This is a genomic window from Kitasatospora albolonga (genome assembly GCA_002082585.1).
In the GTDB taxonomy this organism is placed as follows: domain Bacteria; phylum Actinomycetota; class Actinomycetes; order Streptomycetales; family Streptomycetaceae; genus Streptomyces; species Streptomyces stephensoniae.
Genome location: CP020563.1, coordinates 7,937,219 through 7,960,756, shown reverse-complemented (window position 1 = coordinate 7,960,756; position 23,538 = coordinate 7,937,219). Strand labels below are relative to the sequence as shown.

The following is a 23,538-nucleotide window of genomic DNA, read 5'->3' as shown; positions in this document are numbered from 1 at the left end:
AATCGCCCGGGGCGCGCTGTCAATCCACCGCTCCCCCATCCGCCTCGTCCGCCCCGTCGGCCGCCCGGCCCGCCCCGTCCGGTGCCGGCGCGGCGAGGACCCTGTCCGGGCGGATCGGCAGGTGCCGTTGGCGTACGCCGGTGGCGTGCCAGACCGCGTTGGCGACGGCCGCCGCCGCGCCCACGATGCCGACCTCACCGATGCCCTTGATCCCGACCGGGTCGTCCGGGTCGGGGTCGTCCACCCAGTCCGCCTCGATGTCCGGGACGTCGGCGTGGGTGGCCACGTGGTAACCGGCGAGGTCGGGGGCGTAGTGGCGGCCGGTGTTCCGGTCGCGGACCGCCTCCTCGTGCAGGGCCATGGAGATGCCCCAGGTCATCCCGCCGACGAGCTGGTTGCGGGCAGTGAGGGGGTTGACGATCCGGCCCGCCGCGAAGATGCCCAGCATGCGGCGGACCCGGACCTCACCGGTGGCGGTATCGACGGCGACCTCCGCGAACTGGGCCCCGAAGGTGTGGCGTTCCTTCCGGGCGAGGGCGCCGATGGCCTCGGTGGTGTCGGAGCGCACGGTGATCCCCTCCGGCGGGATGTCCGGGGCCACCGCGAGCCGCTCCCGCAGTTCGGCGGCGGCTGCCGTGATCGCCCAGGCCCAGGAGCGGGTGCCCATCGATCCCCCGGCGATCATCGCGGGGCCGAAGTCGCTGTCGCCGATCCTGACCCGGACACGTCCGGGCACGGTCTCCAGCGCGTCGGCGGCGATCTGGGTGAGCGCGGTGCGGGCGCCGGTGCCGAGGTCGGCGGCGGCGATCCGGACGGTGAAGGAACCGTCCGCCTCGGCCGTCACCAGGGCCGTGGAGGGAGCCGCTCCGGCTCCGTAGGTCGCCGCCGCCGTCCCGGTGCCGAGCAGCAGGTGCCCTTCGCGGCGTACGCCAGGGCGCGGGTCGCGGTCCGCCCAGCCGAACCGGCGGGCGCCCTCGCGGAAGCAGGCCGCCAGGTTGCGGCTGCTGAACGGGAGCCCGGAGACCGGGCCGGTCTCCGGCTCGTTGCGCAGGCGCAGCTCGATCGGGTCGGCTCCGCAGCGTACGGCGAGTTCGTCGAGGGCCGTCTCCAGCGCGAAGGACCCCGGCGCCTCCCCCGGGGCCCGCATCCAGGTGGGGGACGGCACGTCGAGCCGTACGACGTGGCTGGCCGTGCGGTGGGCGTCGGCGGCGTACAGGACCTGGCCGACGCTCGCGCTCGGTTCGACGAACTCGAACACGGTCGACGTCCGGTTGAGCGAGCGGTGGTCCAGGACGCGGAGCCTGCCGTCGGGGTCGGCGCCGAGCCTGACCCGCTGGACGGTGGGGCTGCGGTGGCCGGCCAGGGAGAACATCTGGCGCCGGGTCATCACCACCCGTACCGGCCGTCGCAGTTCGGTGGCGGCCATCACGGCGGACACCTGGTGGGCGCGCAGGCCCTTGCTGCCGAAGCCGCCGCCGATGTGTTCGGAGCGCACCCGCACCGAGGCGGGGTCGAGCGAGAACATCGCGGCCAGTTCGGCCCGGACCCAGGTGGTGCCCTGGTTGGAGTCGACGACCTCCAGCCGGCCGCCGTCCCACCGGGCGGTCGCCGCGTGCGGCTCCATCATGCTGTGCTGTTCCTCGGGGGTGGTGTACTCCTCGTCCAGCACGACGGCGGAGGCGGCGAGTTCGGCCTCCAGATCCTTGCCGACCTCCGCGGGCGGATGACCGGCGGCGGAGTAGGCGCCGGGGTCGTCCGCGGCCAGCGCGGTGGTGTGCGGCTCCTCGTCGTACGTCACCACGAGCGCCTCGGCCGCCTCCCGGGCCTGCTCCGGGGTCTCGGCGACAACCAGCGCGACCGGCCAGCCGGCGAACGGCACGCGGGCGTCCTGGAAGACGGCGGCGGTCGGGTCGGGCCGGGTGCCGAGCATGCCGACGTAATCGGTACGCAGGCGCGGGGCGTTGCCGTGGTGCAGCACGGCGAGAACGCCCGGCATGCCGAGGACCGGGGCGGTGCCGACGTCACGGACGCGGCCGCGCGTGACCGTGGAGAGCACCAGCCAGCCGTGGGCCAGGCCGGTGAAGGGGATCTCGCCCGCGTACCGGGCGGCGCCGGTGACCTTGTCGCGGCCCTCCACGCGGGTGTGGGCGGTGCCGACGGCGCCGCGCAGCGCCGTGGGTCCCGGCGTGGTGGTCGTCATCGGGGGTCCCTCTCGGCGAGTTCGGTCAGGACGGAGACCACGAGGTTCCGCATGAGGGTCACCTTGTATGCGTTGTCGGGCAGCGGCCTGGCGGCCGCGAGCTCGGCGTCCGCGGCGGCGGCGAAGGCCGTGCCGTCGGCCGCCGCGCCGGTGAGGACGGCTTCGGCCGCGCGCGCCCGCCAGGGCCGGGAGGCGACGGCCCCCAGCGCGAGCCGTGCCGCGCGGATGCGGCCGTCCTCGATGTCGAGCGCGGCGGCGACGGAGCCGATGGCGAAGGCGTACGAGGCGCGTTCGCGCACCTTGCGGTAGCGGGAGCGGGCGGCGACCGGGGCGGCGGGCAGGCCGACATGGGTGATCAGCGCGCCGGGCGGCAGGGCGGTCTCCCGGTGCGGGGTGTCGCCCACGGGGAGGTAGAGGTCGGTGACCGGCACCTCGCCCGGGCCGTCGAGGGTCTCGTACGCGACCACCGCGTCGAACGCCGTCAGGGCCACGCCCATGTCGGAGGGGTGCACGGCCACGCAGTGGCCGGAGGCGCCGAGGACGGCGTGGTTGTGGTGCTCACCGGCGACGGCGGGGCAGCCGCTGCCCGGAACGCGCTTGTTGCAGGGCCCGCTGACGTCGGCGAAGTAGCCGCAGCGGGTGCGTTGCAGCAGGTTGCCCCCGACGGTGGCCATGTTGCGCAGCTGTCCGGAGGCCCCGGCCAGGACGGCCTGGGCCAGCGCCGGGTAGCGGCGGCGGACCTCGGGGTGGGCGGCGAGGTCGCTGTTGGTGACGGTCGCGCCGATGCGCAGGCCCCCGTCGGCGGTGGGTTCGATGCGGTCCAGCGGGAGTTCGCGGACGTCGACGAGCCGGGCGGGCCGTTCGACGCCGGTCTTCATCAGGTCGACGAGGTTGGTGCCGCCGCCGAGGAACCGCGCGTCCGGGTCGGCCGCGAGCAGGGCGACCGCGCCGGTGACGTCGTGGGCACGCTGGTAGCCGAACTCCCTCATACGGCGGCCTCCTTCACCGCTGCCGACCGGCTCGCCGGGCCGTTGGCCGACCGCCCCGCCGCGTGGGCTTCCGCGTGGGCCTCCGCGCCACGGGCGACGGCCCGGACGATCGAGACATAGGCGCCGCAGCGGCAGAGGTTGCCGCTCATCCGTTCGCGGATCTCGTCGGGTGTCAGCGGCGGTGGCGCCGCCCCGGGGCGCACGTCGTCGGTGGCGGCGCTCGGCCAGCCCGCCGCGTGCTCCTCGATGACGGCGATGGCCGAGCAGATCTGGCCGGGTGTGCAGTAGCCGCACTGGTAGCCGTCGAGATCGAGGAACGCCTGCTGGACGGGGTGCAGTTCGTCGCCCTCGGCCACGCCTTCGATGGTGGTGATCTCGCGCCCCTCGGCCGCGACCGCGAGGCTGAGGCAGGAGACGACGCGGCGCCGGTCGAGCAGGACCGTACAGGCACCGCACTGCCCCTGGTCGCAGCCCTTCTTGGTGCCGGTGAGGTCGAGGCGCTCGCGCAGGGCGTCGAGCAGAGTGGTGCGGTGGTCGACGGACAGATGGCGCTTCTCGCCGTTGATGTTCAAGGTGATCGCACTGGTGGTCGACGAGGGCTCTGGGGCCATGATCAGCCTTCTTCGGTGTCCGGTGACGGGAGATCGGGGGCTGCGGCAGCGGTTCCGCGGTGCGCGGACGGAGCGTGGCTCGATCCGGCCCCTGCGGGGTGACGGCTCGCGCTAAGGTGACCCTAAGCGGACAGCTGTCCGCATCACCCGAAAACGTAACGGACGGGTGTCCGGTCAACAAGGACGGGATTCGGCCACGCCCCGCGAGGAGAACGTGTGCACCAGCCGGAGAAGGACGCTCCCCTGCGTTCGGACGCGCTGCGCAACCGCGAACGCATCCTGCGCGTGGCCATGACCGAACTGACCCTGCGCCCGGACGCCCCGCTGAGCGGGATCGCCAGGAAGGCGGGGGTCGGGCAGGGCACGTTCTACCGGAACTTCCCCCACCGGGAGGCGCTCGTCCTGGAGGTCTACCGCTTCGAGACGCAGCAGGTGGCCGACGCGGCGGCCGAGCTGCTGGCCGCGCGCGCACCCGAACAGGCCCTGCGCGAGTGGATGGACCGCCTCGCCCGGTTCGCCCTGGCCAAGGCGGGCCTGGCGGACGCGATCCGGCTGGTCACGAGCGCGCCGGGCGGCCCGGCCAAACCCGGCCCGGCGCCGGTGCTGGCCGCCGCCGAGACCCTGCTCCGGGCCAATGAGGAGGCCGGCACCATCCGTCCGGGGGTGACGGCGGACGACTTCTTCCTCGCCATCGCCGGTCTCTGGCAGATCGATCCGCGGGAGGACTGGCAGCCGAGGGCCGCCCGGCTGCTGGACCTCGTGATGGACGGGCTGCGGGCGGGGGCGCCGGGCCGCTGAACGGTCCGGGGGCCGTACAGCCCTCCCCGTACAGCCGTACAAGCGACCCGCCCACCCGTCCGGCGCGTCGGGGCGGCGGAGGGGTGGGCGGGTCGCGGGTGGTGGCGGGAGGCGCGGCGGTGACGGGAGACGGTCATCCGCAGGCGACGACCGTCGGTCATGCAGGGCGGCCGTCGGTCAGACACGGCGACCGTCAACCAGACGACGGCCATCGGTCAGGTTGGGCAACCGTCGGTCAGGCGCGGCGGGCGTCGATCAGACAGCGATCCGTCCCTCAGGCCGTGGCCGTCGTGTCCCCGGGGCGTTCCACGCCGATCACCTTGCGGTACACGCGGGCGCCGTCGCCGTAGTCGTCCACGGCGTAGTGCCAGGTCGCCCGGTTGTCCCAGAGCACGAAGTCGCCGGGGTTCCAGCCGAAGCGGATGGTGTAGTCGGGCGACGAGGCGTGCCGGAGCAGGTGGTCCAGCAGGACCTTGCCCTCCTGCGGGGTGACCCCGGTGAGCCCGAGCGCCGAGGTGCTGATGAACAGCCCCTTCCGTCCGGTGACCGGGTGTTCCAGGACGACCGGGTGCTCGACGGTCTCCGCGACGGCGGTCCGCGCCGTGCCCTGGGCGTAGTTCTTCGGGTCGGCGTCGTAGGTGGCGCCCACCGAGGCGAGCAGCGCCTTGAACGGCTCCGACAGATCGTCGTACGCCGCCTGGAGATCGGCCCACAGGGTGTGCCCGCCGAGCTCGGGCACCTCCTCGTAGGTGAGCGACTCGACGGCGAAGACGGGGCTGCGCCACAGTCCGCCGATGTGCCAGGTGCTCGCCTTGCCCGTCTGCCGGACGTTGTACGGGTAGACCAGCGGGTTGGCGGCGTCCTTCACGGCGGTGGGGTGGTCGAACGGCTCCGCGAAGACACGTACGGCCTCGACGTGCTGATCAGGTGTGAGGTGCTGGTTCCGGAAGACCAGCACCTTGTGCTCCTCGAAGGCCCGGCGCAGCGCGTCGGCGGTCGCCTCGTCGAGGGGCCGGGCGAGGTCGACGCCGATGACCTCGGCGCCGATCCTCGGTCCGACGCGGCGTATTTCGTAGGTGGTGACGGTGGTCATGCCCATCTCTCCCTCTGCTCGCGGCTGTTGTCGTACGGGGGCGGAGTCGGGCCCGTCAACAGAGGGACGCGCAGGTGCGCGCCAGGTCCACGTGCAGTCGGCGGTGGAGCACAGTGGGGGTCACCCGTCCACGGTAGGCGGGCGCCCCCGGTTCCGGACAGGCGTACGGCGTTGCACTCACGTGAACAGAACGCCGGGCCCGCCGTCCCCCGCCCTCCCCTACTGGAGCCGCCGGATGTCACCCCGGACCCGGTAGAAGCCGCCGGCCGCCGCGTGCAGGGCGTCCACGACGTACCGCGCGCCGGGCTGCCGTATCGCGCGGGGGAACTGGACGTTCCAGGACGTGTCGTAGCCCCCGGACACCACGTGGACGCGGAGGCGGCCGCCGGTGTCCTGGACGCACTCGACGACGACCGACCCGGCGGGGGCGTGGGTCACGGTGGTGACGGCGGCCGGGGCCGTGGCGGGGGCGTAGGTCGGCAGCGCGGCGGCCAGCTTGACGTCACGGGGCGCCGGGACCGTGCCCTGCTGGGCGGCGGAGATGGCCGCCTCGCTCGCGTCCACGCAGACCAGCGAACCGTCCGTCGTCACCAGATACAGCCGCCCGTCGCGGTACTGCATGGACAGCGCCGAACCGCCGCCCGTGCCGAGCTTCCACAGGCGGGTGCCGTCCTGGTCGAAGCAGTACACGGAGGACGACGCGTCGCCCGCGAAGACGAACCGGCCGCCGGGCGAGGTGGCGCAGGAGTACACCGCGCTGTCGCAGGCGTACGTGGCGTCGATCGCGCCGGTCGCCTTCGACAGCCGCTGGACCACGCGGTGGGCGGTCCCCGCGTACACCGCGTCGTCCTCCTGCCAGCCGAACAGGACGCCGCCCCGGGTGGGCGTGTGCCACAGCTCGCCGCCGCCGTCCGGGGCGTAGGCGGTGACGCCGCGGTGGTGGCCGTGGTAGACCGCCCGGTCGTCGGCGCGGACCATCCAGGCGTGCTCGCCCTGGCTGCGGCGCGCCCACTGGTGCTCGTCCTCGTGGTCGATGACGGTCAGCCGGCCGGCCCGGTCCGAGACGTTGAGCAGGCCCTCGTGGATGTCGAGCCAGAAGATGTCGACGTCCGCCGCGATGTCGTACGCGGCGAACGGCAGCTTGGAGGAGAGGTCGTAGACCCGGCCGTCGTCGCAGCCCGCGTAGATCCAGAAGTCGTCGGCGACCAGGCACTTCACCCCGTCGGGCAGGCTGAACCGGGCGAGGACGCCACCGTCGTGGTCCAGGGTGTAGACATCGCCCGCCTGGTTGCCGACCCAGCACCGCTCGTCGTCCACGTGGATGCCGAACGCCGAGGAGCCCGTACGGAACCGCCACAGGACGGGCGCCACGGCGCGCGCCGTGGACGGGGCGGACGTCACCTGGCGCCGGGTCACGGCGCGCGGCGCGCGCTGTCCGGGGACGGCCGGGGCGTACCCCTTGCGGACCTTCTCCCCCACCTTCTTCGCGGCTGCGGCCTGTGCCTTCGCGAGCGTGGGGAACGTCGAGGTCTGGGTCTGCCCGGCGGCGCCAATCCGCCCGTACCGCACGGTGACCACCAGGTCGTCGACGGTCACCTCGTAGAACTTGTGCGCTCCGGCGCCTTCCTGTGACAGCTCCAGATACGTCGTCGACACGGTGGACGCGGCAGGCATGGCAGACCCCTCCCCAGGGCGGACCCGCGGCCGTTCCGGCGGGTCTCACTGCTCACACCGTAGGAGGTGCCACTGACAACGCGCCGCCGCCCTCCCCGTACGGGAACGGCGGCGGCGGTCATGAGGGTGTACGGGCTCCTTCCCCGGCGGGCTACCAGTAGTGGCGCCTGCCGCCCACCGCGCGGCCCGTCGCCCCCAGGGCCCAGAGCACCAGGCCGATGGCCACGAGAATGATGCCGATGGTCCAGAGGACGGAAATTCCGGCCACCAGGCCGATCACCAGCAGAATGACACCGAGGACAATCATGGAGCCCTCCAAACAATGCCGACTACCTTCGAGTATGCGCCTCATAAAGGTTTTCCGTCGGCATAAAGGTTTCCGTCGGTCGGCTCCGCGTGGGCCCGGGGGATGCGGGTAGAAGGCAGCGCAAGCCGTATCCGAGGGAAAGCAAGGTGGTAGCGCATGTCCTCCTCCATCGTCGAGACCGTCGACATCCAGGCCCCCGTCGCCGTCACCTGGGCGCTGTGGAGCGATGTCACCCAGTGGCCGAGGTTCCTGAGCCATGTCCAGCGGGTCGATCCGCTGGACGAGCGGCGTTTCGCCTGGCAGCTGTCGCTGCCCGGGGCGGGCAAGGGGTTCGTCGCGGAGCTGACGGAGGTCGTGCCCGAGAACCGCATCGCGTGGAAGACGGTCGAAGGGGTCCATCACGCGGGCGTGGTCACGTTCCACCGGCTCGACGACCGTTCCAGCCGTGTGGCGCTCCAGATCGAATACGACCCCCAGGGCTTTGTGGAACACCTCGGTGCCCTGACCAACCTCGATTCGGTGCTCGCCAACTATGATCTCGGCGAATTCCAGAAGCTGGCCGAGGTGACGGCGTCCGGCGGAAATCCCGAAATCCACTGACCACCGCCGCGCGCCGCGCCACCGGGCTCCTCCTGCCGGGTTCCTCGCTGCCGGGCGCGGGGGCCGGGTTCCTGTGCCGCGCCCCACAGAAGCTTCCAGGTGCAATCCGGCGCTCAGCGGGTACGAGACCCCCTGACCCGAGTTCACGCAGGCTCTCCCCTCCCGCCTGCGCGAACCGCCGAGGCCCACCGGTTCACCGACCGGTGGGCCTCGGCTCCGTTCGGGCCCGTCTCAGCCCCGGGCCCTCCAGCGACGCCGCCCCTTCGCCGCCGCGACCAGGGCGGGCACCGTGCCGAGCTTGACGCGCGGGCGGCCGTGCTCGCGGCCCCGGGCCACCTCCGCCCGGTCGATGGCGGCCAGCCCCCGGGCGTCGACGACATCGCGGCCCCGGCCGCGGGTGAGGCGGCGGAACGCGGCGGGCGGGTGGGCCGGGGCGGTCAGGGCGCCCGCCACGGCGTCGGCCAGCAACGTTCCGACGGTCTCGGCCGCGCAGGTGCGGTTGGCGCCGATGCCGCCCGAGGGGCCGCGCTTGATCCAGCCGACGACGTACGTTCCCGTCATGCCGCTCACCCTGCCCCCCTCGTGCGGTACGGTCCCGGACGCCTCGTCGAAGGGCAGGCCCGGCACGGCCACGCCCCGGTAGCCGATCGCCCGCAGCAGCAGGCCCGCCGGGATGTCCCGCTCCCCCGGCCCCTCCGTGACACGTACGGCGGTGACGGCGTCCTCGCCGAGCGCCGCCACCGGGGCGGAGTGGAAGCGGAAGACGATGCGCCGCCCGGGTCCGGGCGGCCGCGCCCAGTCCACGGCCCGGCGCTCCACGTCCCCGAGGAGGGCCGCTTTCGACCCCGGGGCCGCCCCGTCGATCGCGGCGCCGGTCCTGGGGTCGTGGTCGTCGACGAGCAGGCCGACACCGGGCAGGTGCTTCAGGGCGAGCAGCTCGGAGGCGGTGCAGGCCGCGTCCTCGGGGCCGCGCCGCCCCAGCAGGACGACCTCGCGCACCCGGGACTCCCGCAGCGCCGCGAGCGCGTGGTCGGCGATGTCGGTGCCCGCCAGCGTGTCCGGGTCCATGACGAGGATGCGCGCGACGTCGAGGGCGACGTTGCCGTTGCCGACGACGACCACGCGTTCCGCGGTCAGGCGCACGGATTCGGGTGCCACTTCCGGGTGGGCGTTGTACCAGGAGACGAACGAGGTGGCCGAGCCGCTGCCGGGCAGCTCCTCACCCTGGATGCCGAGCCTGCGGTCGGCGGAGGCGCCGACCGCGTAGATCACCGCGTCATGGTGCGCGGCGAGCTCCTGGGCCGTGATGTCCTTGCCGACCTCGACACCCAGGTGCATCCGTACCCGGGGGTGGGAGTGGAAGCGGGCGAAGGTCTCGCCCGCCTTCTTCGTGGCGGGGTGGTCGGGCGCTACGCCGTAGCGGACGAGGCCGCCCGCCACCGGCAGCCGGTCGACCAGGGTGACCTCGGCGTTGGTGTGCAGCAGCAGGTCCTCGGCGGCGTACATGCCGGCGGGCCCGGTGCCGACGACGGCCACCCGGATCGGGGCGAAGTCGGCGGGCAGGCTGCGCTCGAAGGTGGGCTCGCCCCAGACGTGGAAGTTCGGCCCGTCGGGGGCGGGTTCGGGCTTCCGGTCGGTGAAGTAGGCCGCGTTGATGGCGGCGTACTCCTTCTGCGCCCCGAAGAGGCTGTCCACCGGGAAGATCGCGTCGACCGGGCAGGCGTCGGCGCAGGCTCCGCAGTCGATGCAGGTCCGCGGGTCGACGTAGAGCATCTCCGTACTGCCGAACGCCCGCTCCTCGGGGGTCGGGTGGATGCAGTTGACGGGGCAGACGGCGACGCAGGTGGCGTCGGAGCAGCAGGTCTGGGTGATGGCGTAGGTCATCTCGTCGTCTCGGGTCGTGGTGAGGGATCGGACCGGCCGCGGGGCCGTACCGGTGCGGGAGCGGGCGGGTCGGCCGGGCGCCGGCCCGCGGCCGCGGTCAGATCAGCGAGGCGCGCTTGTAGAAGAACATCGCCGGTTTCGTCAGCAGCCGGGCCGAGGCCAGGAACTCCATCAGCCCCGAACAGCTCGACCGCATCAGCGACTTGTGGTGCTCGTTGGTCTTCGCCTCGGCGCGGGCCCGCGCGGAGTCCAGGCCCGCGTTGGCGTAGACGTCCCGGTTCACCATGCTGGTGACGATGTAGTACGAGGCGATCGCCACCACGACGGCGTTGAGCTGCCGCCGTACCGCGCCCGCGCCGCGCAGCCGCTTGCGGGTCTCGTCGCGGGCGAACTTCATGTGCCGCGACTCCTCCACGACATGGATGTTGTTGATCGTGCGGACGAAGGGCGCCACCCGCTCGTCGCGCATCCAGTCGCGCTGCATCACGTCGAGGACTTCCTCGGCCACGAGTATCGCCGCGTAGGCCGCCTCGCCGAAGGCCAGGGTCTTGAAGGCGCGCCCCAGCTCCACCACGGGGCGGCGCGGCCGGTAGGCGGGCGCGCCCAGTTTCGCGGCGCCCCGGGCGAACATGATGGAGTGGCGGCACTCGTCGGCGACCTCGGTGAGCGCCCACTGGAAGCGGGGGTCGGTCGGGTCCTTCGCGTACATGTCGCGGAGCACCATCTGCTGGAGGATCATCTCGAACCAGATGCCGGTGCTGGCGACGGACGCCGCCTCCTGGCGGGTGAGCGCCTTGCGCTGGGCCTCGGTCAGCTCGGCCCAGTAGGCGGTGCCGTAGAGCGTGGACCACTCGGGGCTGGCGCCGTGGTGGTCGGGGTCGAGCGGGGTCTCCCAGTCGACCTGGGTGGCCGGGTCGTACGAGAGTTTGGCGGAGGAGTCGAGCAGTCGCCGGGCGACGTCCTGCTCGGCGAGCCGGTCCTGGTCCTCCGGCCGAACGGTGCTGCTGGACATGGTGCGGCTCCTTGACTCGAGAGATCGGCCCGGCGCCGCCCGCCCCGCCTCCCATCGCGTTCCCGCCCGATGAGATCGATGGCCGCCGAGCGCCGCCCGCTTGTTAGACGCTGTGTCTAGCAAGCTTATTAGACGCAAGGTATAGCAAGAGGGCGCGCGGGCCTAGACCCGTGCGGGGAATCTGTACGAGCTCTCCACGATCCGGCGCGCGGAAGCCGGTGACGGGCAGACAGAAGGCCCGGCCCGCCTCGGTGGTGCCGAGGCGGGCCGGGCCTGGAGGGGCGGCTGCGCCGGGAGGACGGTGAGGGCGGTGAGGGCGGTTACGCCGCACGCCCGGCCGCACGCCGTCGCATCCGGCCGTACGCCGTCACGCGGGAACGCCGTACGCCGTCACGCGGGAACAGGGGTATCGACGTGGGACCCGCCCGGCCCCTGCTCGGGGTCGGGGTCCGGCCCCGGCTCCTGGTCCCGCTGTTCCGACGCCTCCCCCGGGTCGCTGAGCTGCTCGCGCAGGTAGTTCCAGATCACCGCGATCAGCGCCGCCACCGGGACCGCGAGCAGGCTGCCCACGATGCCGGCCAGGCTGCCGCCGAGCGTCACCGCCAGCAGGACCACCGCCGCGTGCAGGCCCAGTCCACGGCTCTGGATCATGGGCTGGAAGACGTTGCCCTCCAGCTGCTGCACCACGATGATGATCGCCAGCACGATCAGCGCGTCCGTCAGACCGTTCGAGACCAGCGCGATGAGCACCGCGACGAGACCGGCGAAGACCGCGCCCACGATCGGCACGAACGCGGACACGAAGGTCAGCACCGCCAGCGGAAGCACCAGCGGAACGTCCAGAATCCACAGGCCGATACCGATGAAGACGGCGTCGAGCAGGCCCACGAACGCCTGGGACCGCACGAACGAACCGAGCGTGTTCCAGCAGCGCTCGGCCACGACCGGGACGTCGGTGGAGAGGCGGCCGGGCAGCTGACGCGCGAGCCAGGGAAGGAAGCGCGGGCCGTCCTTGAGAAAGAAGAACATCAGGAAGAGGGCCAGCACAGCGGTGACCAGACCGCTGAAGACGGTGCTCACCCCGGTGACCGCCGTGGTGACCACGCTGCCGACGCTGTTCTCGATGCGGTCGACGGCGGCGTCGAAGGCGCCCGTGATCTGGGCGTCGCTGATGTTCAGCGGCGGTCCCGCGGCCCACTCGCGCAGCCTCCCGATGCCCTCGATGACACCGTCGGCCAACTGGCCGGACTGGGAGGCGACCGGGATCGCGATCAGCGCCACGATGCCGGTGCCGACGAGGAGGAACAGCACGGTCACCAGCGCCGCCGCCGGGGCGGGCCGCCATCCCCGGCGGCGCAGGAAACGCGCGGGCGGCCAGGTCAGGGTGGTGAGGAGCAGACCCACTATGAGGGGCCACACCACCGGCCAGGTGCGGCCCAGCAGCCACAGGACGACGGCGGCCATCAACAGGACCAGCAGCAGTTCGAGCGAGACGCGTGCCGATCTACGGAGCGCGGCCGCGGTCTTTTCGGAGCTCAACGTGGCAGACATGGGGTCACCCTATGAGGGGTGCGGCCCCCGCTCCCGCATCCGTACGGGGTGGCGGACCGGGCGGCGGTGCGGTACGCGTCGGAACAGCTGCGAGGGGCAGCACCGGACGGTGCTGCCCCTCGCGTCCACGGACCGGCGTCAGCTCTGGGGGCGCTTGCCGTGGTTGGCGCCGTTCTTGCGGCGGGCCTTCTTCTTACGACGTCGCTTCGAGGACATCGAACCCCTCTTCCCTCTGCTTCGTTACGGACACGTGATCCGCAGAGTCACAGGACCCCGCGGTGAGGGAGAGTACTCCCCACGCCCACCGTCACAAACTCGCGGCGCGTCGGCAAACCGCCGACCCGCCGTTCGGGGTCAGTTGCTCAGGCTCTTGCCGAAGTCCTCGGCACACTTGTCCTGCTCCGCCTGGCTGTTCGCCTTCTGCACGCACTCCTCGAGGTTCTTGAAGCCGTCGGAGTTCAGGAAGGAGACGCCGACGATGAGGATGATGACGGAGCCGATCAGGCCGAGCGCGCCCAGGACGGCGCCGATGATCGCCATCACCCGGCGCGGAGCCCGCCCCTGACGGGCGCGGAGCGCCCCGAGTATGCCGAACACCACGGCGAGCAGGCCGAGGATCAGCCCTCCGACGACCGTCCAGAAGAAGATGCAGGCGAGCAGACCGAGGATGAGAGCGGTGACGGCGAACCCGTTGCTCCTGGCGGGTTCCGGAGCGCCGTACGGTGCTCCCTGGGGCGCCTGACCCGCGTTCGGCTGCTGAGGATAGCTGGGCATGGACATCGGATTCGAACTCCTTTACCAAAAGTTGTGCTGTCCATATGCCTTGGAAGACCTCCGAGATGCAAATCCGGCCAGGTCCTCCTCCTCGGGCCGAACGGCTATTTCCTGCCGTCCCGCCGCAGCTCCGCCGACAGGTGGTGCTGCAACGGCTGCCCGACCGCGGCGAGTTGGTGGACGAAGGTGAGCGTGTCCCCGTCGGTCAGGGTGTAGTGGCGGCGGCTGGCATCGACCTGCTTGGCCGTGGGCGCGAGAGCCACCTCGTGCGTGGCGAGGTCGACCGTGCCCCCGTCGGCCCGCCCGACCGCGATCTCGGCGACTCCGGTGGGCTGGGTGATCAGCGCCTCCACGCGCCCCTCCGGCTGAAGCCGCCACCAGCCGCTCTCCCGCGCCGAGGGCCGCAGCGGGGCACCGTCCGCGTCGATCAGCCAGGCGCGCGCCGCGTAGTGGAGGAACGGCCGTCCGTCGTGGCTGAAGGTGACCTCCTGCGCGTAGCTGAACTCCTCCTCCAGCGTCGGGTACCCGCCCCGCCCCCGGCCTCTCCAGCTCCCCAGGAGCCCGAGCACCGGCTCCAGGAGCGGGTGCGGCGCGGGCGCCTCGCCGGGGCGGAAGGCATCGGGGAAAGGGTGCTGCGGGGCGGGGTCGGACATGGGGTGTGCTCCTGGGTCGCTGCCGGTTCTCGTGCCGGGTGGCAGCCTAGGCGCATCGCCTCGCCCCGGGGATCAGCCGTGACCGGCAGCGGGTCGGCCGTGCGTCAGCAGCGCGTTCCCCTCCGGACGGAGGGCGTACGGGAGCCGTTCCCCAGGCGCGTACGGGAGCCGTTCTCCAGGCGGATGACGCGCGGGAGCCGTTCGATGGTGGCCTCCCGGTGGGCGATGACGATGAGGGTGCGGTCGGCCCGCAGGGTGTCGAGCGCCGATTCCAGGGTCCGGGCGGTCCCGGGGTCGATGTCGGCGGTGGCCTCGTCGAGGACGAGGACGGCCGGGTCGAGGAGGGCGGCGCGCACCAGGCCGACCAGCTGGAGTTCACCGGCCGAGAGCCTGCCGCTGTCCCGGCCGAGGCGGGTGTGGAGTCCCTCGTCGAGCGAGTCGATCCAGCCGCTGAGGCCGAGCTGTCCGGCCGCCCGGGCGATGGCCTGCTCACCGGGGTCGCCCGGGACGAGCCGGAGGTTGTCCAGCAGGGTGCCCTCGATCATGTGGACGCGCTGCGGGATGAGGACGATCCGGCGGCGCAGTTCGCCGGGCGGGAGGCTCCTCAGGTCGTGGCCGTCGTAGCGGACGGTGCCGCTGTCGGGGGCGTACAGGCCGGTCATGAGCTTGGCGAGGGTGGTCTTGCCGGAGCCGGTGGGGCCGACGAGCCCGACGCGTTCGCCCGGTTCGACCCGTACGGAGAGACCGCGCAGGACCTCGGTCCCGGCCACGTACGCGTAGTGGACGTCCTCGATGTCGAGCGGGCCGCGTTCGGCGGTGACCTCGGACACCGGGTGGGGCGGGGTGCCGTCGGACGCGGGCCGGGGCGCGGTGGTGGTGAGCAGGTCGAGCAGGCGCGCGAGGCCGACGAGGGAGCTCTGCACCTGGCCGACCAGGTTCGATGCCTGGGTGGCGGAGTCGAAGAGCTGGCGGGTGGCGAGGATGAAGACCACGACCGTACCGACGCTGATGGAGCCCCGGGCGGTGAGCCAGCCTCCGGCGAGGAGGAGCACGGCGGTCGTCACGCTCTGGACGATGCGGGAGAGGCTGATGAGGAAGAGGCTGCGCTGGCTGCGCCGGGCCGCGCGGTAGCGGCGCTCGTTGTCGGCGAGGAAGCGCGTGCGCCAGAAGCCGGTGCCGCCGCCGGTCACGAGCATCTCGCGGGACTGGACCAGCTCGCGGTAGGTGGTCGCCACCCTCCCGGCCGCGGCGGCCTCGGCGGCGAAGGCCGGGTCGGCGGCCTTCTTGAAGAGCCGCAGCACGCAGACGACGGCGGGCACGAACACGAGGGCCAGGGCCAGCGTGAGCAGCGGCGAGTAGGTGAGCAGCAGCACGGTGGTGAGGACGAGGTACCCGGCGACGGTGAGGACGTCGGGGAGCTGGCTGCGGACGAAGGTGGCGAGGTCGGCGATCTCGGTGGTGGTCCGGCGCAGCAGGTCACCGGAGGGGTGGGCTTCGAGGAAGCGGAGGGGTGCGCGGGAGAGCCGGGTGACGGCCAGTTCGCGCAGGGCGCGGACGACGCGTTCGCCGACGGTGATGAGCAGGAGTTCCGACTGGCGGAACAGGACGAGTCTGAGCAGCGCCAGTACGGTGAGCGCGGCGACGGCGGTGAACAGGCCCGCGCGGTCGCGTTCCAGGAGCTGGTCGACGCCCGCGCCGACGACGGCGGGGACGGCGACGGCGGTGGCGGTCGCGGCGGCGCTCGTGGCCAGGGCGAGGGCGATGCCCCGCCTCTCGGGGCGCAGGTGGGGCCAGGCGCGGCGCAGGACGCGGCGCTGGTCGGGGTTGGCGGTCAGGAGCCGGGGTTCAGCCACCGGTGCTCACCTGCTCCTCCGTTACGTGGTCGGCGCCGGGCGTCCGGGCCGGTGTCAGGGCGAGGGTGCGGTCGGCCGCTTCGATGACGGTGGGGCGGTGGGTGGCGCAGACGATCGTGGTCGTCCCCGGCCGGGCGCGGAGCCGTTCCAGCAGGGCGCGTTCGGTGGTGGTGTCGATGGCCGAGGTGATGTCGTCGAGCAGCAGGACGGCCGGTCGGCGCAGGAGGGCCCGGGCGAGGGCGAGGCGTTGGAGCTGGCCGCCGGAGAGGGTGTTCCCGCGTTCGCCGACGGGGGTGTCCAGACCGTCGGGGGCGGAGGCGAGGGTGTCGTCGAGTGCGGCGGTGCGGCATGCCTCGCGCAGTTCGTCGTCCGTGTAGGGGGCGCCCAGGCGGAGGTTGTCGGCGAGGGTGCCGCTGAGGGTGACGGGGCGCTGGGGCACGTAGCCGATCCTGGCGTGGAGTTCGGCGGTGCCGGCCGCCTCCAGCGGGAGGCCGCCGAAGCGTACGGTGCCGGTGGTGGGCGGCAGGAGTCCGGCGAGGATTCTGAGCAGGGTGGTCTTGCCGGAGCCGGTGGGGCCGGTGACGGCGATGAGTTCGCCGGGGCGGACGGTGAGGTCGACGGGGGCGAGGGTGAGGTGGCCGCCGGAGCGGTGGCTGACGCCCTCGGCGGTGAGGTCGCCGGTCGCGGGTAAGGCTTCCGTGCCCTCGGGGCGGTCGGTGGGCCGGGGCAGCAGGACGTCCTGGAGGCGGCGGGCGGCGGTGGTGGCCTGGCTGAGCTGGCTGATCCGCAGGGTGATGACGCCGACCCACAGGACGAGCATGCTCATCCAGCCGGTGAAGGCGACGATGCCACCGACGGACAGGGGGCCGCGCAGGACCGCGACGCCGCCGAGGCCGAGTCCGGCGCCGATGGCGAGGGCCGGTACGAACGGTGAGAGCGCGGCCCAGTCGGCGGAGATCCGGCCGGTGGCGAGGGTGTGCTCGGTGACGGTGGCGCTGCGCTCGTGGTGCCGTCGTACGAGGGCGGGTTCGCCGCCGAGTCCGCGTACGGCGGCACTGGCCGAGAGCAGCTCCTCCACCGCGTCGGCGCGGCTCCCGTGAGCGGCGGAGAGCCGGGCGTTGGCGGCGCCGAACCGCCGGGGGAACCGGTAGGTGTTGATCCACACCAGGGGCGGGACGCACAGGACGCAGAGGGCGGCGAGCAGCGGGTCGAGCCGCATGATGGCCGCGATGATGACGGCGAATCCGGCGACCCCGGTGACGAACGAGGCGAAGCCGGAGAGCCAGGTGCGCACCAGGTCCACGTCACGGGTGCCGCGCAGGGCGAGGTCGCCTTCGCCGAAGCGGGTGAGCGTACGGGTGTCGAGGCGGGCGACCCGGTCGGCGAGGGCGATGTAGAGGCGGTTGCCCTGGGTGGTGGCGAGCAGGGTGGAGTACCAGCCGAGGGCCATCTCGGCGAGGGCGGCGAGGACACCGGCCCCGACGACGGCGAGGGCCCAGGAGCGCAGGGCGGAGGTGTCGCCGTCCACGATGCCCTGGTCGACGGCGCGTTCGACGATCCAGGGCAGGGCGATGAGCGCGAGCTGGTAGACGAGGCCGCCGAGTACGGCGAGGGCGGCGAGGGCGGGGCGGTCCCGGAGGCAGGATGCCAGGAGCCGGAGGCCGTCCCCGGTGGTGGGGGCGGCGGGTGCGTCCGGGCCGGTGGGCGGCTGCTCGGTGGTGGTGGTGCGGCGGTTCATATGGACCCCCGTCCGGCGCCGGAGGGGTCTTCCGGGCGCGCGGACCGGTCGGGGCGGCCGGGCTCGGCGGAGGGGACGGACCGCTCGGGGCACTCGGGGCGCTGCGGGCGCTCCGCGAAGAAGCCGAGCAGGGCGGCGTTGACCTCCGCCGGGCGTTCCAGATGGCCGAAGTGACCGGCGCGTTCGATCTGGACGTAGCGGGCGCCCGGAACGGTCTCGGCGATCTCCCGGGTGATCTCCGGCGGCACCAGGGCGTCGTCGGCGAATCCGACGCACAGGAGCGGGACGTCGATCGTGGCGTACCGGGGCCGCCGGTCGGGGCCGTCCAGGGTGTCGTACTGGGCGCGGACGCCCGGTCCGTTCTCCGCCGGTGCGTAGGTGAAGACGTCGAGCCAGTCCTGCGCCGCCTGCGGATCGCGCAGGGTGTGGGGCGAGAGGTAGCACAGGGCGGCGAAGACGGCCCGGTGGGAGGCGGGCACCTCGATCCCGCGGTCGTACAGTTCGCGGCGGGCCCGGTGGAGGGCGACGCCGAACGTGTGGGGGCGGGCCCATCCCGCCATCAGCACGGCCTGGCTGACGAGTTCGGGGCGGGCGATGAGGAGTTCGCCGACGACGGCGGCGCCCATGGAGAAGCCGACGACCCGGCAGGGCCCGAGGCCGAGGTGCTCGATCAGGGCGGCCACGTCGGCCGCCATGGTGTCCAGGGTGATGCCGCCGGGCGGTGACACGTTGGGCGGGAGGCCCCGGTTGTCCGGGGCCACGACCCGGTAGCCGGCCGCGGTGAGGGCGGGGGTCTGGCGGGCGCGCCAGGTGGTGCGGGCGGCGGCGGTGCCGTTGACGAGCACGACGGGTTCCCCCTCGCCCGTGTCGTCGTAGGTCAGGGTGATGCCGTTGAGGGGTGCGGAAGGCATGGCGGGATCAGACCTCGCTGTCCTGGGATGCGCCCCCGGTCCGGTGGGCGGTGGGGTGGCTGTCGGTCGTGAACGGCCTCCGGACGCCGTGTCCTTCGGTCGTGGCCCTGCTCATGTCCCCGCTCCTCGCTGCTGGTTGGGGTGGCCGGTTCCGTGCATCCCGCACGGAGACGGTAGGTTAGGCATACCTTACTTCCGACCGCTCCGGCGCGCTCGGAAGATCCTCTGTTTCTCGATCAAGGAGCGACCATGACACGTTCACGCGTCCTGTCCGGCCAGGTGGAGCGCAGGCGGTTCCTCGGCGGACTCACGGGTGCGGCGGCGGCCTTAGGGCTGAGCGCCTGCGGCGTGGGCGAGTCCGGCTCGGAGGGCCCGGACGGCGGGTCCACGGCCCCGTCCGGCGCGGCCACGCGCAGCCTGGACACGGACAACGGGACCGTACGGGTGCCGGAGAAGCCGGAGCGGGTGGTGGTGCTGGAGAACTACGACGCCCTGATGCTCCTCGATCTCGGCCTGGTGCCCGTCGGGGTCCCCGACGGGGCGGCCAACGCGCAGCTGCTGCCTCCGGATGTGTACGCACAGCTCAAGGACGTCGATACCATCGGGGCCTCGGGAACGCCCAACTCCCAGGCCATCGCGGCGCTGAAGCCGGATCTGATCATTGATCAGTTCTACAAGGAGAAGTCGGCTCCGCTCAAGACCATCGCCCCCGTCGCGTACTTCGACTGGCACACCAGCGGATCGCTCTGGCACCAGCAGATAGCGAAGGTCGCCAAGGCGGTCAACAGGGAGAGCCGGCTCGCGGAGAGGGAAAAGGAGTACGAGCGTCGGCTGTCGGAGGTGCGGACGGCCTACAGCAAGCAGATCAGCACGACGACCTGGGCGCCGCTGAGCGGCGGACCGAACGGGAAGTTCTTCCTCGGTACGCCGCTGGTGACGGTGATGCGTGATGTCGGGCTCCGCATCGGCGCCGGACTGCCGGAGAAGGAGGCGGGCTTCGTGGCCAGGAGCTACGAGGAGATGGATGTCCTCAAGGACTGCGACGCGCTGATCTACTCGGTGCAGTACGACGGGAAGGCGACGCCCACGACCCAGCAGCTGCTGGACCACAAACTGTGGAAGGGCGTGCCCGCCGTCAAGGCCGGGCGCGCCTTCCCCTCGAAGCACTTCGTGATGGCCAACTACACCTTCGCCATCGGCGCGGTCGACGAGATCGAGGCCATGCTCAAGCAGCTGTAGCGGCGGTGGACGAGGGCTGCCCGCCGGTGCCGTGCGGCACCGGCGGGCAGCCGGGAACGTCCCCCTGCGGGGCGCGGCTCACGCCGGATCGGCCGCCGCGCTCTCCAGCAGGCTCTTGGGCCGCAGGTCCGTCCAGTTCCGCTCCACGTAGTCCAGGCAGTCCTGACGGCTGCCCTCCGTGCGGGCCACGGTCCAGCCGCCCGGCACCTCGGCGAAGGCGGGCCACAGGGAGTGCTGGCCCTCGTCGTTGACAAGCACCAGGTAGGTGCCGTTCTCGTCCTCGAAGGGGTTGGTCACCGGTCCTCCTCGGTCTGGATGAAGCACATGCCCGGGCAAGCGTATCTTCCGCGTCCTTCCGCGAACCTCCTTTCCCGCCAAGCAACTTGGCGGCTCACGCGCTGCCGGTACCACGCCGTCTGAACAGGACCCACGCCAGATAGACACCGCCCAGCACGGCCGTGGTGACGCCGACGGGAAGCAGGTTGTTGCGCTGGGATTCCTCGGCCACCTGAATCCAGCCGATCTGCCGGTCGGCCCAGACCAGTACGGTGAAGAACTGGCCGGAGGCCAGGTGCGCGGCCGACAGCAGTCCGGCGCCCACCGCCCCCGCCGAGACCAGGCTGGCCCCGGGGCTGCGGGTGATCATGACGGCGATCTGGGGTGCGGCCAGCGCGATGAACGGGATGGGCCCGGCGCTCGCCACCGCGACCCCGCACAGCCCGATGCCCAGGACGGTCAGGGCGAGCCGCGAACGGTTCACCCGGACGCCCAGTCCGGTCGCCAGGTCGTCGCCCAGCTCCATCATCCGCAGCCGTCGGCCGAACAGCAGCGTCAGGGGCAGCAGCACCGCCAGTGCCACGGCCATGGTCTGCACCGAGCTCCAGCCCCGCCCGTTCAGCGTGCCGACCAGCCAGATGTGCGCGTTCTGGGCGTCGTTGAGCGAGGACCGGGTGAGCAGATAGGAGTTGACCGAGCCGAGCATGGCGGTCACCCCGAGCCCGATGAGCACCAGCCGGATGCCGTGCAGCCCGCCCCGGCTCGCCAGTACGGAGACCACCAGGGCGGTGACCAGTCCCCCGGCGATCGCCCCGGCCGCCACCGAGGCCGCCGCGCCGCCGAACGTCACGATGACCAGGATCGCGCCGGTCGCCGCACCGCTGTTGAAGCCGATGACATCGGGGCTGGCCAGGGCGTTGCGGGAGACGCTCTGGAAGATCGCGCCGCTGACACCGAGCGCGCAGCCGACGAGGATCGCCAGCAGCGCCTGCGGAAGCCGTTCCTGGTTGACGAAGTGGACGGCGAGCCGGTCCCCCGTCCCGTGGAACAGGGCGCGGGCCACCTCGCCCACCGTCACCGGGTACGCGCCGAGGCAGAGGCCGACCAGCAGCAGCGCCCCGGCCAGCAGCAGCGCCCCGACGCTCACCGCCCCGGTCCGCCGGTGCATCCGGAAGCTGACCCGCCCGGCCCACAGCCGCACCGGCCGGGCCGCGTCCGCCGTACCGCCGGGCGCCTTCCAGGCGGGCCGCACTTCGGTGGCCGTCACAGCGACGCCCCCTTGCGGCGGCACACCATGGCGATGAAGACCGGCGCCCCGATGAGCGCGGTCACCGCGCCGACCTCCAGTTCGTCACCGGGCAGCGCCACCCGGCCGATGATGTCCGAGACCAGCAGGAGCACGGGGGCGAGCAGCATCGAGTACGGCAGCACCCAGCGCAGATCGGGCCCGGTCAGCCAGCGTGCCACCAGGGGAACGACCAGGCCCACGAAGGCGATCGGCCCCGCGGCCGCGGTCGACGCCCCGCAGAGCAGGGTCACCACGACCACGGCGGCGATCCGGGTCCGGGCGATCCGCGCCCCGAGCGCCCGGCCCAGCTCCTCCCCCAGGGCGAGGGAGTTGAGCGAGCGGGCCAGCAGCAGGGCGATCACCAGACCGGCCACGATGAACGGCAGGAGCTGCACGACGAGTTGGGGTTCCCGTCCGGCGAGGGAGCCGACCATCCAGAAGCGCAGGTAGTCGTAGGTGGCGGAGTCGAAGACGGTGAGCCCGGCGATGACCCCGCTCAGACTGGCGCTGACGGCGGCCCCGGCCAGGGCGAGGCGTACGGGGGTGGGCCCGGCCCTCCCGGAGGCGCCGAGGACGTACACGACGACGGTCGTGAGCGCCGCGCCCGCGAAGGAGAACCACACCAGCGAACCGAAGCCCGCGAGCCCGACGACCCCGATGCCGAACACCACGGCGGCGGAGGCGCCCGCGTTGACGCCGAGGAGCCCGGGGTCGGCCAGGGGGTTGCGGGTGACGGCCTGCATCACCGCTCCCGCCACGCCGAGCGCGGCACCGGCCATCAGGCCGACGAGGGTGCGCGGCAGCCTCAACTGCCGTACCACATCGGTGGTGTAGGAGCCGTCGTCGTTCCAGAGCGCCGACCACACCTGGCCGAGCGAGGTGTCCTTGGTGCCGATCCAGGTGCTGAGGGCGACGAGGAGCAGGAGCAGCGCCGCGAGGACGAGCAGTCCGCCGCCGCGCAGGGCGGTACGGGCGGGGGCGGGTCGCTGGTGTTCACGGGCCGCCGCGACAGGGCGGCCGAGGGTGGACGTACCGGGCACGTCGGTCTCTCACCCGCCCGTCCGGAGGCGGCCGGGCGCGGCTAACGCCCCCGGCACACGGCCTCCCGCGCTTCCCCGACGCGGCACGGTCATCACGCCCGTCACAGCCCGAGGTCGCTGAGGCGCGCCTCGTACCGGATGGTGACGTCCTCCTCGTCGTCGGCCGGGGCGTCCCACAGGGCCATCAGCTCGGCGCGCACGGCGTCCGGCAGGGCCTCGTACCGCTCGTTCCAGCTGTCGGCGTCCGGTATCCAGTAGCCGACGACCTTGAACCGGGTGGCGGGCAGCCCCAGCTCCTTGCGGAGGTAACGGCGTACGGTACGCAGCGCGTTGGTCTCGCCCGCGACCCAGACGTAGCCGCCGGCCATATCCGTGCCGGCCGGGATGGCGGCCTTGACCAGCTCGGCCAGCCGGCTGGCCCCGTGGCCGTTGCCGCCGTAGGTCCAGGTGACCTTGGTGCCGGGGAGCGGCTGGACGGCCTCGGGGCCGGGCAGTTCGACGACCACGCGGGTGGCGACCGTGTCCGGGGTGTTCTCCAGCAGGCGCGCCACGGCGGGCAGGCCGGTCTGGTCGGCGATCAGCACCTGCCAGGCGAGGTCGTCCGGGGGGCTGTAGAGGCCGGTGGGGTCGTTGACCCCGATCACGTCCCCGGGCTGCGCCCCGGCCACCCAGGTCGAGGCCACACCGTGGTCGTGCAGGACGAAGTCGATGTCGATCTCACCGGCCTCCGGGCGCGCCGCCCGCACGGTGTACGTCCGCATGGGGGCGACGGGACGGCCCTCGGGGGTCTCCCAGCCCTTCTCCGTCGTGACGGGCAGCGAGACGTCGCCGCGGTCCGGGCCGTGCGGAAAGAAGAGACGTACGTATTCGTCGCCGACCCCGGTGGACTCGAAGCCGGCGAGCCCTTCGCCGTGCAGCGTCACTCGGGTCATGGTCGCGGTGAGCGGCTGGACTCGGGCGACGACGGCTCGGTGGATCGTCATGGACACTGCCCCTTCGTACGCGTGGTCGGCCTGGTCGCGGGGGCGACAGGACGCGGATACGCCC

Annotated in this window: 21 protein-coding genes; 3 read left to right on the top strand and 18 right to left on the bottom strand. The window is 72.8% G+C overall.

Translation table 11 applies throughout. The annotated features are described in order from the left end of the window. Nucleotides 1-19: 19 nt before the first annotated feature. Genes B7C62_34585 through B7C62_34575 form a run of 3 tightly spaced genes read right to left on the bottom strand, consistent with a single transcriptional unit; the run spans nucleotide 20 to nucleotide 3,800 of the window. The gene (locus tag B7C62_34585; protein ARF76847.1) at nucleotides 20-2,200 is read right to left on the bottom strand and encodes an oxidoreductase; all 2,181 of its coding nucleotides are present in this window, start codon (nucleotides 2,198-2,200) and stop codon (nucleotides 20-22) included. Further along, the gene (locus B7C62_34580) at nucleotides 2,197-3,189 is read right to left on the bottom strand and encodes a molybdopterin dehydrogenase (protein ARF76846.1); all 993 of its coding nucleotides are present in this window, start codon (nucleotides 3,187-3,189) and stop codon (nucleotides 2,197-2,199) included. Before B7C62_34580 ends, B7C62_34585 begins: the two co-directional genes overlap by 4 nt. Then, a complete protein-coding gene (locus B7C62_34575; GenBank protein ID ARF76845.1) occupies nucleotides 3,186-3,800 on the bottom strand; it encodes a (2Fe-2S)-binding protein in 615 nt (204 codons plus the stop codon). Before B7C62_34575 ends, B7C62_34580 begins: the two co-directional genes overlap by 4 nt. Before the next feature lie 216 nt (nucleotides 3,801-4,016). Here B7C62_34575 and B7C62_34570 point away from each other — a divergent pair, with 216 nt between their 5' ends. Further along, nucleotides 4,017-4,598, top strand: coding sequence for a TetR family transcriptional regulator (locus B7C62_34570; protein ARF76844.1), 582 nt, complete (start codon nucleotides 4,017-4,019; stop codon nucleotides 4,596-4,598). A 274-nt stretch (nucleotides 4,599-4,872) separates the two neighbouring features. Here B7C62_34570 and B7C62_34565 read toward each other — a convergent pair whose 3' ends face one another. From B7C62_34565 to B7C62_34555, 3 genes are all read right to left on the bottom strand, one after another. Then, nucleotides 4,873-5,691 (bottom strand): taurine dioxygenase, encoded by an 819-nt coding sequence (locus tag B7C62_34565; GenBank protein ARF76843.1) that lies wholly within the window; start codon nucleotides 5,689-5,691, stop codon nucleotides 4,873-4,875. A 219-nt stretch (nucleotides 5,692-5,910) separates the two neighbouring features. Next, complete coding sequence (locus B7C62_34560; protein ID ARF76842.1) at nucleotides 5,911-7,365, bottom strand: molybdenum metabolism regulator; 1,455 nt, start codon at nucleotides 7,363-7,365, stop codon at nucleotides 5,911-5,913. 151 nt (nucleotides 7,366-7,516) lie between these two features. After that, nucleotides 7,517-7,717: a hypothetical protein gene (locus B7C62_34555; GenBank protein ID ARF76841.1), complete on the bottom strand. Its 201-nt coding sequence runs from the start codon at nucleotides 7,715-7,717 to the stop codon at nucleotides 7,517-7,519. Between the two features lie 111 nt (nucleotides 7,718-7,828). Between B7C62_34555 and B7C62_34550 the strand changes: the two genes are divergently transcribed. After that, nucleotides 7,829-8,272 (top strand): cyclase, encoded by a 444-nt coding sequence (locus tag B7C62_34550; GenBank protein ID ARF76840.1) that lies wholly within the window; start codon nucleotides 7,829-7,831, stop codon nucleotides 8,270-8,272. Between the two features lie 231 nt (nucleotides 8,273-8,503). Here B7C62_34550 and B7C62_34545 read toward each other — a convergent pair whose 3' ends face one another. From B7C62_34545 to B7C62_34510, 8 genes are all read right to left on the bottom strand, one after another. Continuing rightward, nucleotides 8,504-10,156 (bottom strand): ferredoxin-NADP reductase, encoded by a 1,653-nt coding sequence (locus B7C62_34545; protein ID ARF76839.1) that lies wholly within the window; start codon nucleotides 10,154-10,156, stop codon nucleotides 8,504-8,506. 97 nt (nucleotides 10,157-10,253) lie between these two features. Then, a complete protein-coding gene (locus tag B7C62_34540; GenBank protein ARF76838.1) occupies nucleotides 10,254-11,168 on the bottom strand; it encodes a hypothetical protein in 915 nt (304 codons plus the stop codon). Between the two features lie 390 nt (nucleotides 11,169-11,558). Then, on the bottom strand, nucleotides 11,559-12,719 hold the full coding sequence (locus tag B7C62_34535; GenBank protein ID ARF76837.1) for an AI-2E family transporter: 1,161 nt from the start codon (nucleotides 12,717-12,719) through the stop codon (nucleotides 11,559-11,561). 354 nt (nucleotides 12,720-13,073) lie between these two features. Beyond that, the gene (locus tag B7C62_34530; protein ARF76836.1) at nucleotides 13,074-13,499 is read right to left on the bottom strand and encodes a hypothetical protein; all 426 of its coding nucleotides are present in this window, start codon (nucleotides 13,497-13,499) and stop codon (nucleotides 13,074-13,076) included. 98 nt (nucleotides 13,500-13,597) lie between these two features. Beyond that, entirely contained in the window at nucleotides 13,598-14,146 is a 549-nt protein-coding gene (locus B7C62_34525) for an FABP family protein (protein ARF76835.1), read from the bottom strand. Nucleotides 14,147-14,250: 104 nt separating this feature from the next. Continuing rightward, the gene (locus B7C62_34520; protein ID ARF76834.1) at nucleotides 14,251-15,999 is read right to left on the bottom strand and encodes an ABC transporter; all 1,749 of its coding nucleotides are present in this window, start codon (nucleotides 15,997-15,999) and stop codon (nucleotides 14,251-14,253) included. Further along, a complete protein-coding gene (locus B7C62_34515; protein ARF76833.1) occupies nucleotides 15,992-17,737 on the bottom strand; it encodes a multidrug ABC transporter ATP-binding protein in 1,746 nt (581 codons plus the stop codon). Before B7C62_34515 ends, B7C62_34520 begins: the two co-directional genes overlap by 8 nt. Further along, on the bottom strand, nucleotides 17,734-18,648 hold the full coding sequence (locus B7C62_34510; protein ARF76832.1) for an alpha/beta hydrolase: 915 nt from the start codon (nucleotides 18,646-18,648) through the stop codon (nucleotides 17,734-17,736). The genes B7C62_34515 and B7C62_34510 overlap by 4 nt, the downstream gene beginning before the upstream one ends. Nucleotides 18,649-18,996: 348 nt before the next feature. On the opposite strand from B7C62_34510, the gene B7C62_34505 reads away from it, so the two are divergent. Continuing rightward, entirely contained in the window at nucleotides 18,997-19,887 is an 891-nt protein-coding gene (locus tag B7C62_34505; protein ARF77517.1) for an iron ABC transporter substrate-binding protein, read from the top strand. Between the two features lie 78 nt (nucleotides 19,888-19,965). On the opposite strand, the gene B7C62_34500 is transcribed toward B7C62_34505, so the two are convergent. From B7C62_34500 to B7C62_34485, 4 genes are all read right to left on the bottom strand, one after another. Next, nucleotides 19,966-20,184 carry an MbtH family protein gene (locus B7C62_34500; protein ARF76831.1) on the bottom strand — a complete coding sequence of 73 codons (219 nt, stop codon included), beginning with the start codon at nucleotides 20,182-20,184 and terminating at the stop codon, nucleotides 19,966-19,968. A 94-nt stretch (nucleotides 20,185-20,278) separates the two neighbouring features. Further along, complete coding sequence (locus tag B7C62_34495; protein ARF76830.1) at nucleotides 20,279-21,430, bottom strand: hypothetical protein; 1,152 nt, start codon at nucleotides 21,428-21,430, stop codon at nucleotides 20,279-20,281. Beyond that, nucleotides 21,427-22,491, bottom strand: coding sequence for an ABC transporter permease (locus tag B7C62_34490; protein ID ARF76829.1), 1,065 nt, complete (start codon nucleotides 22,489-22,491; stop codon nucleotides 21,427-21,429). The genes B7C62_34495 and B7C62_34490 overlap by 4 nt, the downstream gene beginning before the upstream one ends. Before the next feature lie 101 nt (nucleotides 22,492-22,592). After that, nucleotides 22,593-23,474 carry an NADPH-dependent ferric siderophore reductase gene (locus B7C62_34485; protein ARF77516.1) on the bottom strand — a complete coding sequence of 294 codons (882 nt, stop codon included), beginning with the start codon at nucleotides 23,472-23,474 and terminating at the stop codon, nucleotides 22,593-22,595. Nucleotides 23,475-23,538: the final 64 nt, after the last annotated feature.